This is a genomic window from Niastella vici (genome assembly GCF_002077945.1).
Lineage (GTDB): Bacteria > Bacteroidota > Bacteroidia > Chitinophagales > Chitinophagaceae > Niastella > Niastella vici.
Genome location: NZ_LVYD01000086.1, coordinates 1 through 19,009, shown reverse-complemented (window position 1 = coordinate 19,009; position 19,009 = coordinate 1). Strand labels below are relative to the sequence as shown.

Below are 19,009 nucleotides of genomic sequence, written 5' to 3'. Positions count from 1 at the left end.
TTAAGATTTGTCAGAAGGCAGGAACAAAATGAAATCTCAAAATCTCAAAATCACAAAATCCCGAAATCTCTTATTTCTTGTTTCCTTTCTCAATCATGTCTATAATATCCTTCAACTCGCCAGAACTCAGCTTCTTTTGCTCCACGAAAAAATTCACCAGCTGTTTGTACGAGTTATCGAAATAATCTTTCACCACCCCGCTCATAAAATGCTTCTTATAGTCCTCTTCAGAGATCGCCGGTTTATACATATAGGTGTTGCCTACCAGGCGGCTCTCCAACAACCCCTTCTTCTCCAGGTTCTTTACCGTGGAAGCCAGCGTGGTATAAGGCGGCTGCGGCGATTCTATATTTTCAAGGAACAGCTTTATGTTGCCCTCCCCCGTTTTCCAGATCGCCTGCATGGCCTGCTCTTCCTGAATAGTTAATTTTTCCATATCTACGAACTTTTCGTAAAGCTACGAGTAATTCGTAAATATTGCCAAATCTTTTTTGTTAAATGGAATCACCGGGTTCCTATCTTATTCATTTCCTGTTATTTTTGAAAAAAAATAAATATCAAAGCGGCGGAGTATAACTTTGGCGCAATTTCGGGGTGCAACCCAATAAACTTTACCGGCCGTTCCCTTAAAACCGGGATGGCCCTGGCAAGAAAAATACGCTGACAGATGAAACGAGGCATGATAAAATTTTCATTATAAACCGGGCCATGAAAATTTCATCATTCCGTGTTCTATCTGGCCAAACAAAAAATTAAAAATTCGCAGATGAAAAACCGGCTATTCCTATTGATCCTGGTACTTACGGTAAAACTGGCATCGGCACAAAATTTACCACCCGACAGTCCGGCCTACAAACGGTTCCCGACAATTCCCCCGTTCAGTATTCTTCAGGCCGACAGCTCAACCCTAACAAAGAACCAGCTAAAGCAGCATCAGGCTACGCTTATTATGTATTTCAGTCCCGATTGCGACCATTGCAAACACCAGTGGGCCGAAATGGAAAAGCGCATGAAGGAGCTGAAGAAATACCAGATCGTAATGGTAACCTATCAGCCCTTTAGTGAAATGGTTGATTTTTACAAAGTTCATAAGATCGCAGAACACCACAATGTCATTATGGGCCGCGATACCAAATTCTTTCTGCCGCCCTATTATAAGATGCAAAGTCTGCCCTTTCAGGCCTTATATGATAAAAACGGTGAGCTGATCACCACTTTCGAGGGAAATGTGCAAATTGATAAGTTGCTGGAAGCCTTTAATAGGAAACAATAACGGCGGCGGCAGGCACACAACTGCTGCCAAAGCGATAAATAAAAAATTATTATTCTTTAATCGCGCACTATTTTTGCGCAAAAATTAGCTCAACACCTTAAATTTTTTTCTGATGAAAGTAACTGTTGTAGGCGCCGGTGCAGTAGGTGCTACCTGCGCTGATAATATCGCCCGGGCCGAACTGGCTGAAGAACTGGTATTATTGGATATCAAAGAAGGGCTGGCCGAAGGTAAGGCACAGGATATGATGCAAACGGCCGCTTTACTGGGATTCGATACCCGGATCACCGGAAGTACCAATGATTACAGCAAAACAGCCGGCAGCGATGTAGTTGTAATTACATCAGGCTTACCCCGCAAACCAGGCATGACGCGTGAAGAACTGATCGGCACCAATGCCGGTATCGTAAGAACCGTTGCCGAAAATATTCTGAAATATTCCCCCAATGCCATCATCATTGTGATCAGTAACCCCATGGATACCATGACCTACCTGGCACTCACCGCTACCGGTTTGCCAAAGAACAGGATCATTGGTATGGGTGGTACACTCGACAGCGCACGCTTCAAATATCAGCTGAGCCAGCACCTGGGTTGCAGCCCGGCCGACCTGAACGCAGTTGTAGTAGGTGGACACGGCGATACAACCATGATACCGCTGATCCGTTTCGCTACCTGGAACAGCATACCGGTTACTAAATTCCTGAGCGAAGAAAAACAAAAACAAATAGTTGCTGATACCATGGTAGGCGGTGCCACCCTTACCAAACTCATTGGAACCAGCGCCTGGTATGCGCCCGGAGCAGCCGGAGCTGCCCTGGTTGAAAGCATTGTACGCGATCAGAAGAAATTATTCACCTGCTGCGTTTCCCTGAACGGCGAATACGGCCAGAAAGATATTTGTTTGGGCGTTCCCGTTACCATCGGAAAAAATGGTTGGGAAAAGATCCTCGACTTCGATCTGAATGCTGAAGAACAGGCGCTCTTTAATAAAAGTGCCGATGCTGTAAGAAGCATGAACGACGTGTTGAAAACACTTTAGTTTCACAATAATTCCTAAGCCAAAAGAAACTTAGTATTTGGGTATTAGGAAGACGATGTAAGAAGTAAGAGGTATGAAGTAAGAAGATCCCGAATCTTCGAGCCTCATACCTTTTTCTATTCTACTTACGTCGTACTTCTTATTTCCTACTTCTGCAACTTATTGTCTCAATAGCTTCTCGTTAACAGGCAGCCCCCTTCTTCCAACCTCACCCGGCATTACATTTGATGCATACAATATAGTCTCTACTCCTCTTTCGCTATTATAAGCAAGTATTTAAATACTTCTAAAATGCATAGTATGAGATACCTATACCACAACCATTTCGGAACAGCCTGCATTACAGCCCTTTTATTAATAACAAATATAACGGGGATGAACCCTGCCTCCGGGCAAATTCCTCCCGAGGACTCAAAAGCCGGTTACGTTCCACCTAATATGGGGAAGATAATGCCCAACGAAAATTTTAACGATCCCCGGCAACAAACCAGGTTCGCCTATGAACCGGGCAACAGCGAAACAAGATTACCCAACCCCGTTTCCATGCGCGACCTTATCATTATGCCATCTGCTAACGATGGAATAGTGCTGCAATGGCGCACTACCTGGGAGCCCGGCAATCTTAAATTATATGAAATAGAATTCAGTACCGATGGAATGAATTTTCAACGGGTAGGTGTGCTGGCCGCCGGTAACTACCTGAACGGAAAACAGTATGAGTTCAGGCATTATCCCGTAAATGTACACGACCGGTTGTTCTACCGCATACGCATGGCAGACGCAAGCGGGCGGTACGACTACTCCCCCATACTATCACTGGCAGCAACCTGGAACACCCAGAATTACGTTTTCCCCACCCTCATTAATACCGGCATGGTGAGTGTATACCTGAACGATTCGTTCAAAATGCTGCAGGTGGTTACTTCGGATGGAAGAATACTTCAAACACAACTGTTAAATGGCAAAACCGGCCGCATAGATGTTTCATTAAACAGCAGCCTGGCGCCGGGCATTTGCTATGTTCGCCTTGTAGGCGACAACAGGTCAAGAGATTTTGTGCAAAAGGTTTTTGTACAATAATTACAGTTAGTCCATACCATTAATCAAAGCGGTCGGGCCGGTTGGCCGGGCCGTTTTTGTGCCCTGAGCGGCTTGCCGGGAGCGAATGTGTGCCGGCAATGAGTGGCTCGCAGGGAGCGAATGTGTGCCCCGGCGAAAAGTCAACCTGCCGAAACATTTCCCCCTTCATATATATTTTTTCCAGCTTTGTCCTGTCTGCTATTCCCTGTTCGTCATTTTCCCGGTAACTTAAATTGGTAATCTCTAAAATTTTCAGTTATGAAAGATTTCATGTTCATTTTCCGGGGCCAGGGCCAACCAGAATTTTCACCCGAACAAATGCAACAGCATATGCAAAAATGGTTTGTCTGGATCGACAGCCTGAAAGCCAAAAACTTATATGTAGCCGGCGAACCGTTAACACCGGCCGGTAAAACCGTGAAAGGCGCCAAAGCAGTGGTTACCGACGGGCCATTTACCGAAAGCAAGGAAGTGGTAGGCGGCTTCTTTCTTATAAAAGCCGGTTCACTGGAAGAAGCTACCGAACTGGCCAAGGGCTGTCCCGACCTGCCGCTTGGCGGCAGCGTTGAAATACGGGAAATCATGAAGGTCGAAGAAATGATACAGGCACATAGTTAGTAATATGAAAGAACCCGAACAGGAAGGTGTGCGGCAACTGGTTGATCATCTTTTCCGGCACCAGTCGGGAAAGATGATCGCTGTGCTCACCCGTATCTTCGGCATGCATAATCTGGAAATGATCGAAGATGTGGTGCAGGAATCTTTTTTGCGCGCCATTCATACCTGGTCGTACAAACAATTGCCCGGCAACCCGGGTGGCTGGCTCATGCAGGTTGCCCGTAACCGGGCCATCGATATTATCAGGCGGCAACAGCATTTTCAACAGTTTTCGCATGAACTGGCCAGCGAACTGCAACAGGATACCGAAAACACCGTACAGCATTTCTTTTCCGAAGCTGAAATTGCCGACAGCCAGTTGCGGATGATCTTTGCCTGTTGCCACCCGGCATTAAAAGAAGAAGACCAGATTGCCCTTACCTTAAAAACAGTTTCAGGCTTTGGCGTTACTGAAATTTCACACGCGCTGTTAACCAATGAAGCGGTTATTCAAAAGCGTTTATACCGGGCCAAACAATATTTAAAAGATAACCAGATAGCGCTCGACATTCCAACCGGGCAGGAGCTAAGCCGGCGGCTCGATATTGTTTATACCGTGCTGTACCTGCTCTTCAATGAAGGCTACCACTCGCAAATTGCCGGCGAACTTATCAGGAAAGATCTTTGTGCCGAAGCCATGCGGCTTTGCCTGTTGCTTACAGAACACAAGACCGGTAACCGGCCTACCACTTTTGCTTTGCTGGCATTGATGTGCTTACAGGCATCGCGTTTTGAAAGCCGGATGGATGAAGACAATTCCATCATTTTACTGCAACACCAGGACAGAAGCACCTGGAACAAAGCGCTTATTCAAAAAGGATACGAATATCTTAACCTGTCGTCGCAGGGAAATGAATTAACCGTATACCATCTTGAATCGGCCATTGCCGCAGAACACTGTATGGCGCCTTCCTTTGCCGAAACAAACTGGCAGCGTATGTTGCTGTTGTACGATATGCTGCTCGAACAAAAACAAAGCGCCCTGGTTATCCTGAACCGCGCAGTTGTATTAACGCAGTTAAACAGGACCGCTGAAGCCCTGCAGGAAATATGGCAGCTCAACGACATCGAACACCTGATAAATACCCAATATATTTACAGCGCCGTACTGGGCGAACTATACCTGCAGGAGAATGATGAGCATAATGCGGTCAAATTTCTGCAACTGGCGCAATCCCTCACCACCTCCCAGGCCGAAAAAAAACTGATCGGCGCCAAGCTGGAAACATTGAGCCGCACCAAAATGAATTAATTAGCATATAAAATGTCCTCGTAACAAGTAAAATATAACCCGTAATAATTATCAATTGTTAATTCTCCCGGGATTATTCCTTTTCTGATTTTTTTCTGACTATTTTGGCGGCAAACACCCTTAATTCAAACATTCTATGTTATCCCTTACTAAAACTATGGCCATCGTGGGCCTTATTACCATCAGTTCTTCCTGTGCCACTATTGTAAGTAAAAGCAAGTATCCTGTAACGATCGACAGCACGCCAAAAGGCGCCGATGTAACCATCACCAACGCGAAAGGCGTGCAGGTATTCACCGGCAAAACACCAACAGAGGTAAAGCTGAAATCAGGAGCCGGCTTCTTCAAAAATGCAAGCTATGAGATCAAGATCAGCAAGGATGGCTTTACGTCAAAGACAGTACCATTGAAGGCCACTATCAATGGCTGGTATTTTGGTAATCTCGTTTTTGGCGGAGTGATCGGTTTACTGATCGTTGACCCGGCCACCGGCGCCATGTACAAGTTAAAGCAGAAGGAGGTGAATGAAACGCTCACTGAGGCAAAAACAACTGCAGCAGTAGAGCAAACGCATCAACTGCGCATTTACGACATCAATGAAATACCTGAAAGCTGGAAAAGCAGGTTAGTAGCCATCAAATAATTTACAGACATTTTCATCAGGCAATAGGCAGGGCATATAACCTGCTTTGCTTATTGCCTGTTGATCCTCGCATTCACCCGGTTTACAATTTCTGTTATTGAGATCTTCTCCATGCATTTAAAATGCCCGAGCGGGCATTTATTATACCCTATTTTAGAACAGGGCCGGCAATACAGGCGCCGCACTTCCATAATATCATACGGCAATTTGTCTTTCGGTAATTGGGGCGACCCCTTGCCATAATAAGGATACATGCCAAATTCGGGCACCGTATTACCCCAGATCGAGATCACCGGTTTTTTAAAGGCAGAAGCGATATGCATGAGCCCGGTGTCGTGGGTGATGATCAATTTGGCACGGCGCACCAGGTCGGCCGATTCGTTGATATTGAACTTACCGCAGGAGTTATAGATCTTATGCGGGTCAACGCTGGCGATCAACTCGCCGTTCTCGCGGTCTTCCTTTCCCCCCAGCAAAATAATGGGGTGCTCAATAGCGCTGCATAATTCCTTCAGCTTATGCACCGGTAATTTTTTGGTGTTGTGGGCAGCGCCGATCACCATGCCAATATAACCCGCCAGGTGACCGCCGGGGATATCGCTTTCTTTTACTTTATCGGTATCGGGAATAAAATAATCAAGTCCGCGCCCATCGTTTTTCACCCCCAGCGATTGAACCGTATCCATGTAACGGTCAACAATATGCACATTGGGCAGCGTATTTATTTTAATAGTGGTAAGTATGAACTTCTGAACGTTCAGCTTATTGAAGGAAAACGATTTTTTGCCCAGTGCTTTTTTCACCCGCATGGTGCGCAGGTTGTGGTGCAGGTCGATCACATAATCGAAGTTCTCCTGCTGCAGGGCAGGAATAATTTCCTGCAGGTCATCTTGCAGATAATGCAGTTTATCGATGTACGGATTGGCCTCCAGCACAGCTCTGAAGCTGGCCTTGGTAAGATAATGTACTTCTGAATCCGGCAACTGTTTTTTCAGGCAACGGACAACAGGTGTTGTTAAAACAATATCCCCAATGGAACTAAATCTGATAATAAGGATTTTCATAATTGTGATAGTCCAAACGCACTATTCTTCTACGTAATTAAGGTCCTTATGAAAAGTTTCTTCTGTAAAGTACGCAGCGATCAGCGTAACGATCATTACGATTGTACCGGTAACAATCGCGCTTTTCACAATGCTTAACTTCTGACTTTCAATAAAGAAATCTTTGAATAACAGGTTAATCAAGGGTAAAGAACCACGTACCATATTAGGAATGGTGGTTGCAGCCGTTGCTCGCAAATTGGTACCAAACTGTTCTGCACCCATAGTAACAAATATCGCCCAAAAACCTGTACTGAAACCAAGCATAGTGCAAATAAGATACATGCTGGTATCGCTATTATTCAATGCACTGAAAAAGCAGATACCCATTACAATTGTCAGTCCGTAAAACAAATAGAGTGCTTTCTTTCTGCTTTTAAAATACTGACTCACAAACCCTATTGCTATATCACCAATAGCTATGGCAGCATAGGCAAACATAATAGCTTTTCCGCTATCGATCTTATTCTCACCATACAACGCCGTCGCAAACCGGTTGCTCAGGTTCACCAATACGCCAATAACAAACCAGGTAGGCAACCCAATTAATATAGCCAGGATATATTTTCTAAAACGTGTGGCATTGGTAAAGAATTTCAGGAAATTACCCCTTTGCATATTCTGTGTCTTTACCTGATTGAACATACCACTTTCAGCTACGCTTATTCGAAGCAACAACAGCACAACACCAAGCCCACCACCAATTTTATAACACAGACGCCAATCATGGCTAAATTGAAACGTATAATAGGCAAACACCGCTCCAAACAATCCGATGCCTGCAACGAGTGAAGTGCCTACCCCCCTCTTTTCCTTTGGCATCAGTTCACTTACTAATGTGATCCCTGCGCCCAGTTCCCCAGCCAAACCAATACCGGCGGTAAAACGTGCCCAGGCGTATTGATCTACCGTTGAAACATAAGCTGTTAAAAAATTAGCTATTGAGTACAACAAGATAGAACCAAATAAAACACTTAAACGGCCTTTTTTATCGCCCATTATACCCCATATGACGCCCCCCAGCAACAAACCAATCATTTGCCAGTTAATGATATGGGTACTGATAGCGACCATTTCTTTATCTGTACCGCCCAAAGAGAGGATACTTGGTTCGCGCACAATGTTAAAAAGCAACAGATCGTATATATCAACAAAATAACCGAGGGCCGCTACAATTAAGGCCAGACTAAAAACAGACGATTGTTTTGATTGCATTCGTTATTTAATTGGGGGTGTAGAAACCTTTTCTTTCTTTTTTCCGGAAAATAATTTTATCAATACCGGGGCAGTGGTTATAATAACAATGCCCAATACTATTACTTCGAGGTGTTTCTTGAGGTCAAAATCAAATTGAGTAAGGATCCATTTCTGCAAAAAATGACCGGCAATGATCATACTGAATACCCAGGCCACACAACCGATCATATTGAATATAGAGAATTTCTTTTTATCCATTTCTACTATACCGGCAACAATAGGAGCAAAGGTCCTTATGATAGGCAGAAAGCGGGCAAATACAATAGCGCCGCCACCATGCTTTTCATAAAACTCATGGGCATCGTACAAATATTTCTTCTTGAACAGGAACCGGTCGCGCCAATGGAACATGGTAGGGCCTATCTTTCTTCCCGTCCAGTAACCAACTGTATTACCAAGGATACCGGCTATTGAAATAAGCGCGATCAATAAGAACAGATCGAGCCATTCATTGTGCAAATTGCCCATCCCTATTTTTTTGAACAGGTTTTCGATAAGGTTGGCGCTGTAAATACCGGCCACAAACAATAAGCTGTCGCCTGGTAAAAAGAAGCCAACGAACAAACCGGTTTCAGCAAATACAATAAACAGCAACAGGAAAAAACCGCCATATACGATATAAAACATGGGGTTTAGCAGGTCCTTCCACGTAAACATTTTTTCCAGCGTAATAACCCCGGTATCCCGAAGTGAGGCAATGGAAACTGTCTTTGGTGAATGGTGAGCACTGCTGATGGTGAGGGAATCGCCCGGTGTAACTTCAATAGTTGTAATACCAAATTTATCAGTAGTATAATCTTTTGTTTGGCCGGCAATCGTTACAGTAATGGGAGAAACCGGTGTTTCATACTGATTGGTAATTTGAATTCTTAATTGCTGCTGTGCCGTTACTGCCTGAACAAGCATCACACTCAACAATAAAAATATCAGTCGTTGCAACATAAATTTTTTATGAAAAAGGTTATTTTTTTAGTTACTGGTTCTGCCCCTACATATCGGGGTTATTAATTATCTGCCAGGACCGGCTCTGTTTGCATCATTTCGGGTTTCAGTTCTCCCTCCCATTTGCTTACCACACTCGTAGCCAGTGCATTTCCTACAACATTCGTCATGGTACGGAACATATCACAAAAATGATCGATCGGTAAGATCAATGCAACCCCTTCGGGGGGAATTTTAAACATGGCGCAGGTAGCAGTTACCACTACCAGGGATGCCCGCGGCACGCCGGCAATTCCTTTACTGGTAAGCATTAATACCAGCAGCATGGTTAACTGGGTTCCCAGGTCAAGATGTATGCCGTATGCCTGCGCAATGGCCAGGCTGGCGAAGGTCATGTACATCATGCTGCCATCGAGATTGAAACTATACCCCAACGGCAAAATGAATGAAACTATTTTGTCCTTGCAACCAAACCGTTCCAGTTCTTCGGTGAGCTTTGGAAAAACAGCTTCACTGCTGGTGGTGCTAAAGGCAACCAGCATGGGTGAAGCTATGCGTTTTAACAGTTCCCCAACGCGGGCCCCCAATATCAGGTAACCAACCGATATTAATAAAACCCACAAAAGGGCTATCCCCATTAAAAAGAACAACAGGTATTTTCCGTAAAAGATAAATACTTCCAATCCCTTGGTGGCAATTACCGCTGCAATGGCTCCAAACACACCCAGCGGAGCAAAGTTCATTACATAGCCCACCATTTTTAAAATTACGTGGGCTACACCATCCAGCGCTTTTACCAAAGATTTGGCATAATTACCCATGGCCGACATAGCCACACCAAAAAAAATACTGAAGATAACGATCTGCAGTATTTCATTGTTAGCCATGGCTTCAATTACGCTTTTCGGAAATACGTGCTCCACAAATTTAGCCAAAGAAAACTCCTGCGTTTTACCGATCAGGTCTTTGGCGCCCGCCGTATCGGCGTTGCTGAGGTCAACTGCATGACCAGGCTGGGCCAGGTTTACGATAAGCATTCCCAGTAACAGGCTTGCCAGCGATGCTGTCACAAACCAGAGCAATGCTTTGCCCCCTACCCGGCCAACGGTTTTCAGATCGCCCAGCTTCGCAATACCAACAACCAGTGTACAAAAAACCAACGGCGCTATAATCATTTGAACCAGCCGCAGGAAAATAGTAGTCAATAGTTTAATATTATCACTGAACGACTGAATGGCTTTAATAGTCGCTGTTCCATGCGTTGGGCCAACTTTGATCTTATTAAGTGTAAGAGCTTCATTGGTAGTATATGCCTCGCTGGTATTGGCTACCACCACCCAGGTACCCGGTGCTGCATTTGTTGCACGAAAGGCTGCGGAATCTTTAACAACTTCAACAGGCTGCACTACTTCTTTTCCGCCCAAAACCAACGTGATGGCGTCTTTTCCCGTATAATCCTTAGCAGGCGTATAGGTAATTTTGTGCCCTGTTCCTCCCTCGTGCATCAGGTAACCCACAATAATACCCGCCGCCATTGCTATCAGAATATAGAGCGTGAGCCTGTTTTTCTTCATGTAGTTTGGTTAAAAAGTAATAGGGTGCAATATAATATTAAATGCATAAACCATTTTGGTGGATCATTTTATCTTTTGCCCCGGAAGTGTGGAGAGTATTTAAGATATCTTTTGGCGGGTAGTTTTAAGAAATCCTTATCTTTCGGGCCACATACATGATTTAAAGAAATACTATTCATTCAAAAAAATTCTAACTCGCCCTTATGAGTTTATTCGTAAAGAAACCGTTGGATTCATTATTAAATGAAGCAAAGGACACCAGTGGACACACCCTCAAAAAAACCCTGGGGAAAGGATCCCTTGTAGCGTTGGGTATTGGCGCCATCATTGGTGCCGGTTTATTCTCCATTACCGGAGGCGCTGCCGCCAACCAGGCCGGCCCTGCCATCACCATCTCATTCATTGTTGCGGCGTTGGGTTGCGCTTTTGCCGGCTTATGTTATGCCGAATTCTCTTCTATGATCCCCGTTGCGGGAAGTGCCTATACCTATTCCTATGCAACCATGGGTGAATTCGTTGCCTGGATCATTGGCTGGGACCTGGTGCTGGAATACGCCGTGGGCGCCGCTACCGTAAGTATCAGCTGGAGCCGCTACCTGGTAAAATTCCTGCACGGTTTTAATATTGAACTGCCTGCTGCCATAACTACGGGTCCCTGGGACGGCGGTTTTATAAATGTACCGGCCGTTTTTGTCGTGATCCTGATGAGCCTGTTACTGATAAAAGGAACCAAGGAAAGCGCTACCATCAATGCCATCATCGTGACCCTGAAAGTAACTGTTGTATTTATATTTATTTTCCTGGGTTGGAAATACATCAACACCGCGAACTACGAAAATTATATTCCCGAAAATACCGGCACTTTTGGTGAGTTTGGTTTCAGTGGAATCATTCGTGCCGCGGCCATTGTGTTCTTCGCCTACATCGGGTTCGATGCGGTGAGCACCGCCGCCCAGGAAGCGAAGAATCCCAAAAAAGACATGCCCTGGGGCATTCTGGGTTCACTGGCCATTTGTACCGTATTATATATTTTATTTGCGCATGTAATGACCGGGGTTACCAACTACACCACCTTCAAAGGTCAGGATGGTATTGCCCCTGTAGCCGTTGCCATTGATCATATGGGTAAAGCCGATGCAGCCGGTGTTGTTCACCCCGATTATCCCTGGTTGAACAAAGCCATTGTACTGGCCATTCTCGCTGGTTATATGTCGGTTATATTGGTGATGTTGATGGGACAAAGCCGCGTATTCTTCAGTATGAGTAAAGACGGCTTGCTGCCCAAAGTATTCTCTGATGTGCATCCCAAATTCCGCACACCGGCAAAAAACAATGGCCTGTTCCTGCTTTTTGTGAGCCTGTTCGCGGCATTTGTACCGGCCCGGGTAGTGGGCGAAATGACCAGTATCGGCACTCTTTTCGCATTTATCCTGGTTTGTATTGGCGTGGTAATTATGCGCAAAACAATGCCCAATGCACCCCGTGCTTTCAAAACACCGTTGGTGCCCCTGGTTCCCTATTTGGGCGTGTTCACCTGTTTGTTTATGATGGTGTTTCTGCCGCTCGATACCTGGATCAGGTTGATCGTATGGATGATCCTGGGCCTTGATATTTACCTGGCTTACAGCGTTCGCCATAGCTTATTGTCGGCCAACAAACCCGAAACCATTCCCCAGGGTAACCGCATTGGCGGTATGTGTGGCGTCATTCTTTCGCTGATACTGGCCATCGTAGCGCTCGTACATCACAGCCTTACGCCCGACGATGCCGGCATCTTCTATTTTTCATTGGGTTTTGCCATTTTGCATCTGTTTGTTTTTGCGGCCCGGCTGTTCAAAAAATAAAAGAATTCATTCATTTCTTTATACAACCCCGTTCCGGCAATACGTGAACGGGGTTTTGTTTTAGCGGAGTATGTTGGCCAGGTGCAGCAGTTATTTTATTTTTGCAGCCCGGAAGACAGTTTTGAGTTATTCAGCTTGTTAGTTTTTGAGTTAAGGTCTTCTGAAACTAACTAACTTAAAAGACCTTATTAATCGTCAGCCACATTAAACAAACAATAAAAGTATAAACTAGCATATGGGTCGCATATTTGAAGTACGTAAATCAACCATGTTTGCCAGGTGGGACCGGATGGCCAAACAATTTAGCCGTATTGGAAAGGAAATCGCTATTGCTGTAAAGGCTGGTGGTCCCGACCCGAACACCAACCCGGCATTACGGCGTTGTATGACGAACGCCAAAAGCGTAAACATGCCCAAAGACCGCGTTGAGGCAGCCATTAAACGCGCACAGGGTAAGGAAATGGAGAACTATGAAGAGCTCCTGTATGAAGGATACGGCCCCAACGGCGTTGCCATTCTGGTAGAAACAGCTACCGATAACCACGTGCGTACCGTAGCCAACGTAAAAGCCATTTTCAATAAAGGCAATGGCACCCTGGGAAACAGCGGCAGCGTAAGCTTCCAGTTCAAGAAAATGGGGGTGTTCAAACTGAAACCTGAAGGCCTTAGCCAGGACGACCTGGAGCTGGAACTGATAGATGCCGGTTTGGAAGAAATGGGGGAAGGAACCGGGGAGAATGGCGAAAACGTACTGGTGATCCGCGTGGCGTTCAATGATTTCGGCAATATGCAGAAAGCGCTGGAAGAAAGGAACATTACTCCAATAAGTTCAGAAGTAGAATGGATCCCTGGCACAACCGTACAATTAGGGGAAGAGGCTGCCCAGGAAGTGCTGAAACTGGTTGATAAGCTGGAGCAGGACGAAGATGTGCAGAAGGTGTTCCATAACCTGCAATAAGTTCATCTTTACGATATTTCGTTAAGGACCCGGGTGTTACATCCGGGTTTTTCTTTTGTACAATTTTATTCCCGTTGGCCGTAATTTTGCCTTATAGCCAGTATGAGTTCTAAATACATAGTTTTTTTTGATGGGGTGTGTAACCTGTGCAACAAGGCCGTTGCATTCACTTTAAAAAGAGACCGGAAAAAACGTTTCCTGTTCGGATCGCTGCAGGGTAAAACCGGACAGGAATACCTGCGCAAATACCACCTGTCAACAGATCAATACCATTCATTTATGCTCATTGAAGGGAATGTGTTGTATACGCGTTCCACGGCCGTATTACGCACGCTGAAACACCTCGGCCGCGGCTGGCAATTATTGTATGTATTCATTTACGTTCCCCAACCCATTCGCGATGGCGTGTATAAGCTGATTGCCAGTAACCGGTACAAATTGTTTGGCAGGAAAGATAGTTGCCGGTTACCGACACCTGAAGAAAAAGAAAGTTTCCTGGATTGAAGCACCCTTGCTATTTTCCATTTCCTTCCGCTTCATCCTTCTTTATTCCTTCCCTTATTTCTCTTTGTATAATTGATTTGAACTTCTTCTCGTTCAACTGCCAGCTGACAAGGGTTGCTATAGCAACAATGCTGAAACTGATGATAATTATCAACTTGAGCATGCTGGGAAAGCCGCCCACCATCGCTGCTAAAAAAGAAAGGATCAGTATGGCCACAAAGGTGCCGGCAATAATATACAACAGATAGTATTTATACCGGCCGCCCTTTCGCTGATCTTCCCAGGATTTTATAAATCGTTTTTCGCTCGCTGTTAACACTATAATATTTTTTAAAGATCTATCTCCCCTTTCATAAAGAACACACATTGCCCCGCCATGGTTACCCGTTCGCCCAGGTATTCGCACCAGATATCGCCCCCACGTTTCGACAACTGCCGGGCAAATAATGACTTCTTGCCCAGCTTTTCGGCCCAATACGGTATCAGCTGCGAATGCGCCGACCCCGTAACCGGATCTTCATCAACCCCTACCGTTGGGGCAAAGAACCGCGATACAAAATCGGCCTTATTGCCTTTTGCGGTAAGGATCACCTTTTGCCCCAGCTTTTTCATGAGGGTAAAATCGGGTTGGCAAAGCTGAACCATGCTTTCATCGGCTACCTCAACCAGGTAATCGCGGTATTTATGCACGCTTGTAATAGTAATATTGCCCAAAGCAGTCGCCAGTTCAGCAGGCCATTCGGCCAGCGGCTCCGGTTTCCAGGCCGGAAAATCCATGCTGATCCTGTCGAAGTTCTTTGTAACGGTGAGTATGCCGCTTTTTGATTGAAAACGGATGGCAGGATAGCCATAGCCCATTACATGAAATAAAACATAGGCCGAAGCCAGGGTAGCATGCCCGCACAGGTTGATCTCGGCCAAAGGAGTAAACCAGCGGATCTCGTAATCGGCATCGGGTTTAGTGGCCGGCACAAAGAAAACAGTTTCACTGAGGTTATTTTCCATAGCCAGCCGTTGCATCAGGCTCTCACTGATCCATTGATCAAGGGGAATTACAGCAGCCGGGTTACCTCCGAACAAATGGTTGGTAAATGCATCAATCTGATACAAATTAAGCTTCACAGGTATTGTTTTGAGGGGTTATTAGATCAAGGTTTGGGCAACTTAGACCATAGCACTCAAATTTCTATGGTCTAAGTTATAAGTTCTCTGAATTAAGTTTTACGTTGTCTCGTTAAGAATATGTTTTCAAACCCGCCTTCGCCAGGGCTACGGGCGGGCATTCACCTACTCGCTCATCATTTCCTGAATAACATCCACGATCTGCTCCACATTCGGTTTGCTGAAATAATCGCCATCGCTGCCATAGCTGGGGCGGTGCGCCTGACCGGTAATGGTACGGGGCGAAACATCGAGCCAGCGGTAGCCACCCTGTTCTTCCAACACCTTATTATACATATAACCAGCGGCACCACCGGGTACGTCTTCATCAACAAATACAATGCGGTTGGTCTTCTTTAAAGAATCGAGTATGAGATGGTTCACATCGAAAGGCAGCAGGGTTTGCACATCGACGATCTCACAGCTGATATCTGCTTTTTCCAGAATAGCAGCCGCTTCGGCAATGATCCGCAGCACACTGCCATACGAAACGATGGTGATATCGGTTCCTTCCCTGATAACTTCCGGCACACCCAGCGCCACTTTATAATCAACAATATTGCCGGGCAATTTCTCCTTGAGGCGGTAACCGTTCAGGCATTCAACCACCACAGCGGGGTCATTACCAGATAACAGGGTATTGTACATACCGGCAGCCTGCACCATGTTGCGTGGTACGCAAATGTGCATGCCCCGCAGCGAATGCAGCATCATGCCCATGGGTGAACCGCTGTGCCAGATGCCTTCTAACCGGTGCCCGCGCGTACGTACAATGATGGGGCAACTTTGCCGTCCTTTGGTGCGCCAGTACAACGTAGAAGCATTATCGCTCAGCTGTTGCAGGCCGTATAACATATAATCGATGTACTGAATTTCTGCAATGGGTCGCAATCCGCGGTACGAAAGGCCTATCGCCTGCCCAATGATCGTGAGCTCGCGAATAGAAGTATCGAATATGCGGTTCTCACCATATTTATTCTGTAACCCGGCAAAGCCCTGGTTCACATCCCCGATCTTGCCAACATCTTCCCCAAAAGCCAGTACTCTGGGGTTGCTGGCAAACAGCTCGTCGAAGTAGTGGTTCAGGATCTCATAGCCGTTCATGCTTGGCGAATCGGCCGCAAACTCCAATGGAGTAGTTGAGATCTTCATCGGGCTCTTCGGGCTTTCATCATACAAATAGCTGCCATAGGTGGCATAGCCTTCTTTCCGCAATTGCTGATACAGGTCTTTTACCTCCCTGATAAGGGGAGAATGGCCAGCTGCCTGAATGGCTTTATGCAGCGCCTGAATAACATCTTTCCGCAGCGGTTCGCGGTTGGCGCTCAATACATTTCTTGCCGCAGCAATTTCGCCGGTGGTATCAACACCCTGTCCGGTAAGGGCATCGAGCAGCTCAATGCATTTATATACTAATTGTTTAACAGGTACAATGAATTTTTCCCAGGCCCGCTGTTTGCTTTCGCGCACCATTTCCTTGGCGGCGGTTTCAATATCTTCCAGCTCTTCTTCACTGGCGAGGGTATTTTCGAGGATCCATTCGCGCATTTTTTTATTGCCATCCCATTCGCGTTCCCAGGCCAGGCGCTCAGGCGATTTATACCGTTCGTGACTGCCCGAGGTGGAATGCCCCTGTGGCTGGGTAACTTCCTCAACATGGAACAGGGCGGGCACATGCGTTTCGCGCATGCGCTTGATGGCCGATTCAAACACTTCACACATGCCGGCGTAATCCCAGGCCTTTACCTTATATATATCGAACCCATTGGTATTGTCTTTCCGCTGCATGCCGCGCATGGCTTCAGAAATAGAGCCTTTAATGGTTTGCATACGGCGTGGAACCGAAATGCCATACCCATCATCCCACACAAAAACAGCTAAGGGTACCTGCAACACACCTGCAGCATTCAATGCTTCCCAAAAGTGTCCTTCCGACGTAGACGCATCGCCGATAGTACAGAAGCAAATTTCATTACCATTGTTGCTCAAATGATCCAGGTGATGCAGCACATCTGAATTACGGAACAGTTTTGAGGCCAGGGCCATGCCCAGGGCACGCGGCATTTGCCCGGCAGTGGGCGCCAGCCCGGCAGCAATATTTTTACGGTTCACCAAATCGAGCCACTCCCCCTGTGCATCCACGATAGGCGTGGCAAAATGGGAGTTCATTTGCCGGCCGCCGCTATGCGGATCATTAGCGGTATCGGGATCGGCATACAATTGTGAAAAGAATTCCTCAACGGTGGCCTGGCCGGTGGCAAAAGCAATTGTTTGATCGCGGTAGTAACCCGACAGGAAATCGCCGGGCTGGAAAAATTTGGAAGCTGCGATCTGTGCAACCTCTTTGCCATCACCAAAAATGCCAAATTTGGCTTTACCGGTAAGTACTTCTTTACGACCCAGTAAACTGGTTTCCCGGCTTTCACAAGCAAGGCGGTAATCTTTTAGTACCTCTTCCCGAAATTTATCGAAAGAGAGCTTTTCGCCGGCAAGCGATTGATTGTGAGCAGTATTTTCCATTCGACAAAAATATTAATATTCACGCCAATTTGCGGGGTTGTTAAAAAAATGTCACGGGAGCAAAAATTAATTGGCGGGGAGCCCGTTAAAGATGTAATTTTGAACACGTTAGCGTTACACATGTTATTCCCATCCATATGATTTAAGGCATGTTTGGCCATAATTTAGCGGGATAATTTGTAGCTTAGCCTGTACACAATCAAAAACCTTAATTTTTGTACGCATGAAAAGACTGGTACTACTGGGTTGTTTCGCAGCTTCGGCCTTCCTGACGCAAGCGCAAACAGCAACCACTACAAATACCACTACCACTAAGGCGGCCGAGATCATACAGCTAAAAGAAACCGCTTATGATTTTGGAAAAATTCAACAGGGTCGCCCGGTAACTCATAACTTTGAGCTCGTTAATATTGGAAAGGAACCCCTTATGCTTGAAAATGTTCAGGCAAGCTGTGGTTGCACTACCCCCGAATGGAGCAAAGACGCCATACAGGCCGGCGCCACTACCATAATAAAGGTGGGTTACAATGCAGCCAGCGAAGGCCCCTTCAATAAAACGATCACTATTACTTATAATAATCAAGAACACAAAACATTGACGATTTCAGGTACAGTTTATAAAGGGCCTACAACCTCTGCCCCGGTAAATGCGTCTTTATCGTTATTGAAAAACAATTAAACACATAAACACATGAAAAGATTTGTATTAGCTTTTACAGCATTGATCCTGACTGCCGGTGTATTTGCTCAAACTGCAGCCCAAACTACTCCTGCTGCAACTGTTAAAAAAGCTGATAGCTACGTTAAATTCAAGGATGTAGCGCATGACTTTGGAAAGATCAAACAAGGTGTACCTGTTACATATGCTTTTGTATTTTCAAACATTACCGATAAACCCGTAGTTATTGAATCAGCAACTGCTTCATGCGGCTGTACAACACCCGTAAAACCCGAAGCTCCTGTAGCAAAAGGTAAAGATGACAAGATCACTGCCGGTTTCAATGCGGCGGCCGCCGGCCCCTTTAATAAAACCATATTTGTAAAAGTAGCCGGGGTAGACCAACCCATGGAATTGAAAATTACTGGTGAAGTGCTGAATGCAGACGACTACGCCAAGTTTGAAAAAGAAAAATCAAACAAGAAAGGATAGTCAAAAAGTAACAATCAATTTTCCGGGTAGAGCGGTTCGTTGCCTCCCC

General features: G+C 45.8%; 19 protein-coding genes. 11 read left to right on the top strand and 8 right to left on the bottom strand.

Features of this window, described 5'->3' with window-relative positions; translation table 11 throughout:
* Positions 1 to 70 precede the first annotated feature (70 nt).
* Complete coding sequence (locus tag A3860_RS33720; RefSeq protein WP_081154933.1) at positions 71 to 436, bottom strand: BlaI/MecI/CopY family transcriptional regulator; 366 nt, start codon at positions 434 to 436, stop codon at positions 71 to 73.
* A 330-nt stretch (positions 437 to 766) separates the two neighbouring features.
* Here A3860_RS33720 and A3860_RS33715 point away from each other — a divergent pair, with 330 nt between their 5' ends.
* The 6 genes from A3860_RS33715 to A3860_RS33690 all read left to right on the top strand — a co-directional run bounded on the left by A3860_RS33715 (position 767) and on the right by A3860_RS33690 (position 5,947).
* On the top strand, positions 767 to 1,273 hold the full coding sequence (locus A3860_RS33715) for a TlpA family protein disulfide reductase (RefSeq protein ID WP_143774397.1): 507 nt from the start codon (positions 767 to 769) through the stop codon (positions 1,271 to 1,273).
* 112 nt (positions 1,274 to 1,385) lie between these two features.
* Positions 1,386 to 2,315: a malate dehydrogenase gene (gene mdh, locus A3860_RS33710; RefSeq protein ID WP_081154931.1), complete on the top strand. Its 930-nt coding sequence runs from the start codon at positions 1,386 to 1,388 to the stop codon at positions 2,313 to 2,315.
* 300 nt (positions 2,316 to 2,615) lie between these two features.
* Complete coding sequence (locus A3860_RS33705) at positions 2,616 to 3,395, top strand: discoidin domain-containing protein (protein WP_081154930.1); 780 nt, start codon at positions 2,616 to 2,618, stop codon at positions 3,393 to 3,395.
* 258 nt (positions 3,396 to 3,653) lie between these two features.
* On the top strand, positions 3,654 to 4,013 hold the full coding sequence (locus tag A3860_RS33700; protein WP_081154929.1) for a YciI family protein: 360 nt from the start codon (positions 3,654 to 3,656) through the stop codon (positions 4,011 to 4,013).
* A gap of 4 nt (positions 4,014 to 4,017) precedes the next feature.
* Complete coding sequence (locus A3860_RS33695) at positions 4,018 to 5,304, top strand: RNA polymerase sigma factor (RefSeq protein WP_081154928.1); 1,287 nt, start codon at positions 4,018 to 4,020, stop codon at positions 5,302 to 5,304.
* A 136-nt stretch (positions 5,305 to 5,440) separates the two neighbouring features.
* Positions 5,441 to 5,947 carry a PEGA domain-containing protein gene (locus A3860_RS33690; RefSeq protein ID WP_081154927.1) on the top strand — a complete coding sequence of 169 codons (507 nt, stop codon included), beginning with the start codon at positions 5,441 to 5,443 and terminating at the stop codon, positions 5,945 to 5,947.
* A gap of 50 nt (positions 5,948 to 5,997) precedes the next feature.
* Here A3860_RS33690 and A3860_RS33685 read toward each other — a convergent pair whose 3' ends face one another.
* The 4 genes from A3860_RS33685 to A3860_RS33670 form a co-directional block, all read right to left on the bottom strand.
* Positions 5,998 to 7,011, bottom strand: a complete 1,014-nt coding sequence (locus tag A3860_RS33685) for a glycosyltransferase family 9 protein (RefSeq protein ID WP_081154926.1) — start codon at positions 7,009 to 7,011, stop codon at positions 5,998 to 6,000.
* 21 nt (positions 7,012 to 7,032) lie between these two features.
* Positions 7,033 to 8,265, bottom strand: coding sequence for an MFS transporter (locus tag A3860_RS33680; RefSeq protein WP_081154925.1), 1,233 nt, complete (start codon positions 8,263 to 8,265; stop codon positions 7,033 to 7,035).
* A gap of 3 nt (positions 8,266 to 8,268) precedes the next feature.
* Positions 8,269 to 9,249 carry a DedA family protein gene (locus A3860_RS33675; protein ID WP_173820307.1) on the bottom strand — a complete coding sequence of 327 codons (981 nt, stop codon included), beginning with the start codon at positions 9,247 to 9,249 and terminating at the stop codon, positions 8,269 to 8,271.
* 62 nt (positions 9,250 to 9,311) lie between these two features.
* Complete coding sequence (locus A3860_RS33670) at positions 9,312 to 10,823, bottom strand: dicarboxylate/amino acid:cation symporter (RefSeq protein WP_081154924.1); 1,512 nt, start codon at positions 10,821 to 10,823, stop codon at positions 9,312 to 9,314.
* Positions 10,824 to 11,026: 203 nt separating this feature from the next.
* Here A3860_RS33670 and A3860_RS33665 point away from each other — a divergent pair, with 203 nt between their 5' ends.
* The 3 genes from A3860_RS33665 to A3860_RS33655 all read left to right on the top strand — a co-directional run bounded on the left by A3860_RS33665 (position 11,027) and on the right by A3860_RS33655 (position 14,129).
* Complete coding sequence (locus tag A3860_RS33665; RefSeq protein WP_081154923.1) at positions 11,027 to 12,667, top strand: amino acid permease; 1,641 nt, start codon at positions 11,027 to 11,029, stop codon at positions 12,665 to 12,667.
* 235 nt (positions 12,668 to 12,902) lie between these two features.
* A complete protein-coding gene (locus A3860_RS33660; protein WP_081154922.1) occupies positions 12,903 to 13,625 on the top strand; it encodes a YebC/PmpR family DNA-binding transcriptional regulator in 723 nt (240 codons plus the stop codon).
* Between the two features lie 102 nt (positions 13,626 to 13,727).
* A complete protein-coding gene (locus A3860_RS33655) occupies positions 13,728 to 14,129 on the top strand; it encodes a thiol-disulfide oxidoreductase DCC family protein (RefSeq protein WP_081154921.1) in 402 nt (133 codons plus the stop codon).
* A gap of 10 nt (positions 14,130 to 14,139) precedes the next feature.
* Here the strand turns inward: A3860_RS33655 and A3860_RS33650 are convergent, their stop codons facing one another.
* The 3 genes from A3860_RS33650 to A3860_RS33640 form a co-directional block, all read right to left on the bottom strand.
* Positions 14,140 to 14,448: a hypothetical protein gene (locus tag A3860_RS33650; protein WP_081154920.1), complete on the bottom strand. Its 309-nt coding sequence runs from the start codon at positions 14,446 to 14,448 to the stop codon at positions 14,140 to 14,142.
* Between the two features lie 11 nt (positions 14,449 to 14,459).
* Complete coding sequence (locus A3860_RS33645; protein ID WP_081154919.1) at positions 14,460 to 15,251, bottom strand: PhzF family phenazine biosynthesis protein; 792 nt, start codon at positions 15,249 to 15,251, stop codon at positions 14,460 to 14,462.
* Between the two features lie 165 nt (positions 15,252 to 15,416).
* Positions 15,417 to 17,810, bottom strand: coding sequence for an alpha-ketoacid dehydrogenase subunit alpha/beta (locus tag A3860_RS33640; protein ID WP_081154918.1), 2,394 nt, complete (start codon positions 17,808 to 17,810; stop codon positions 15,417 to 15,419).
* Between the two features lie 223 nt (positions 17,811 to 18,033).
* On the opposite strand from A3860_RS33640, the gene A3860_RS33635 reads away from it, so the two are divergent.
* Positions 18,034 to 18,489 (top strand): DUF1573 domain-containing protein, encoded by a 456-nt coding sequence (locus tag A3860_RS33635; RefSeq protein ID WP_081154917.1) that lies wholly within the window; start codon positions 18,034 to 18,036, stop codon positions 18,487 to 18,489.
* A 12-nt stretch (positions 18,490 to 18,501) separates the two neighbouring features.
* Positions 18,502 to 18,960, top strand: coding sequence for a DUF1573 domain-containing protein (locus A3860_RS33630; protein ID WP_081154916.1), 459 nt, complete (start codon positions 18,502 to 18,504; stop codon positions 18,958 to 18,960).
* Positions 18,961 to 19,009: the final 49 nt, after the last annotated feature.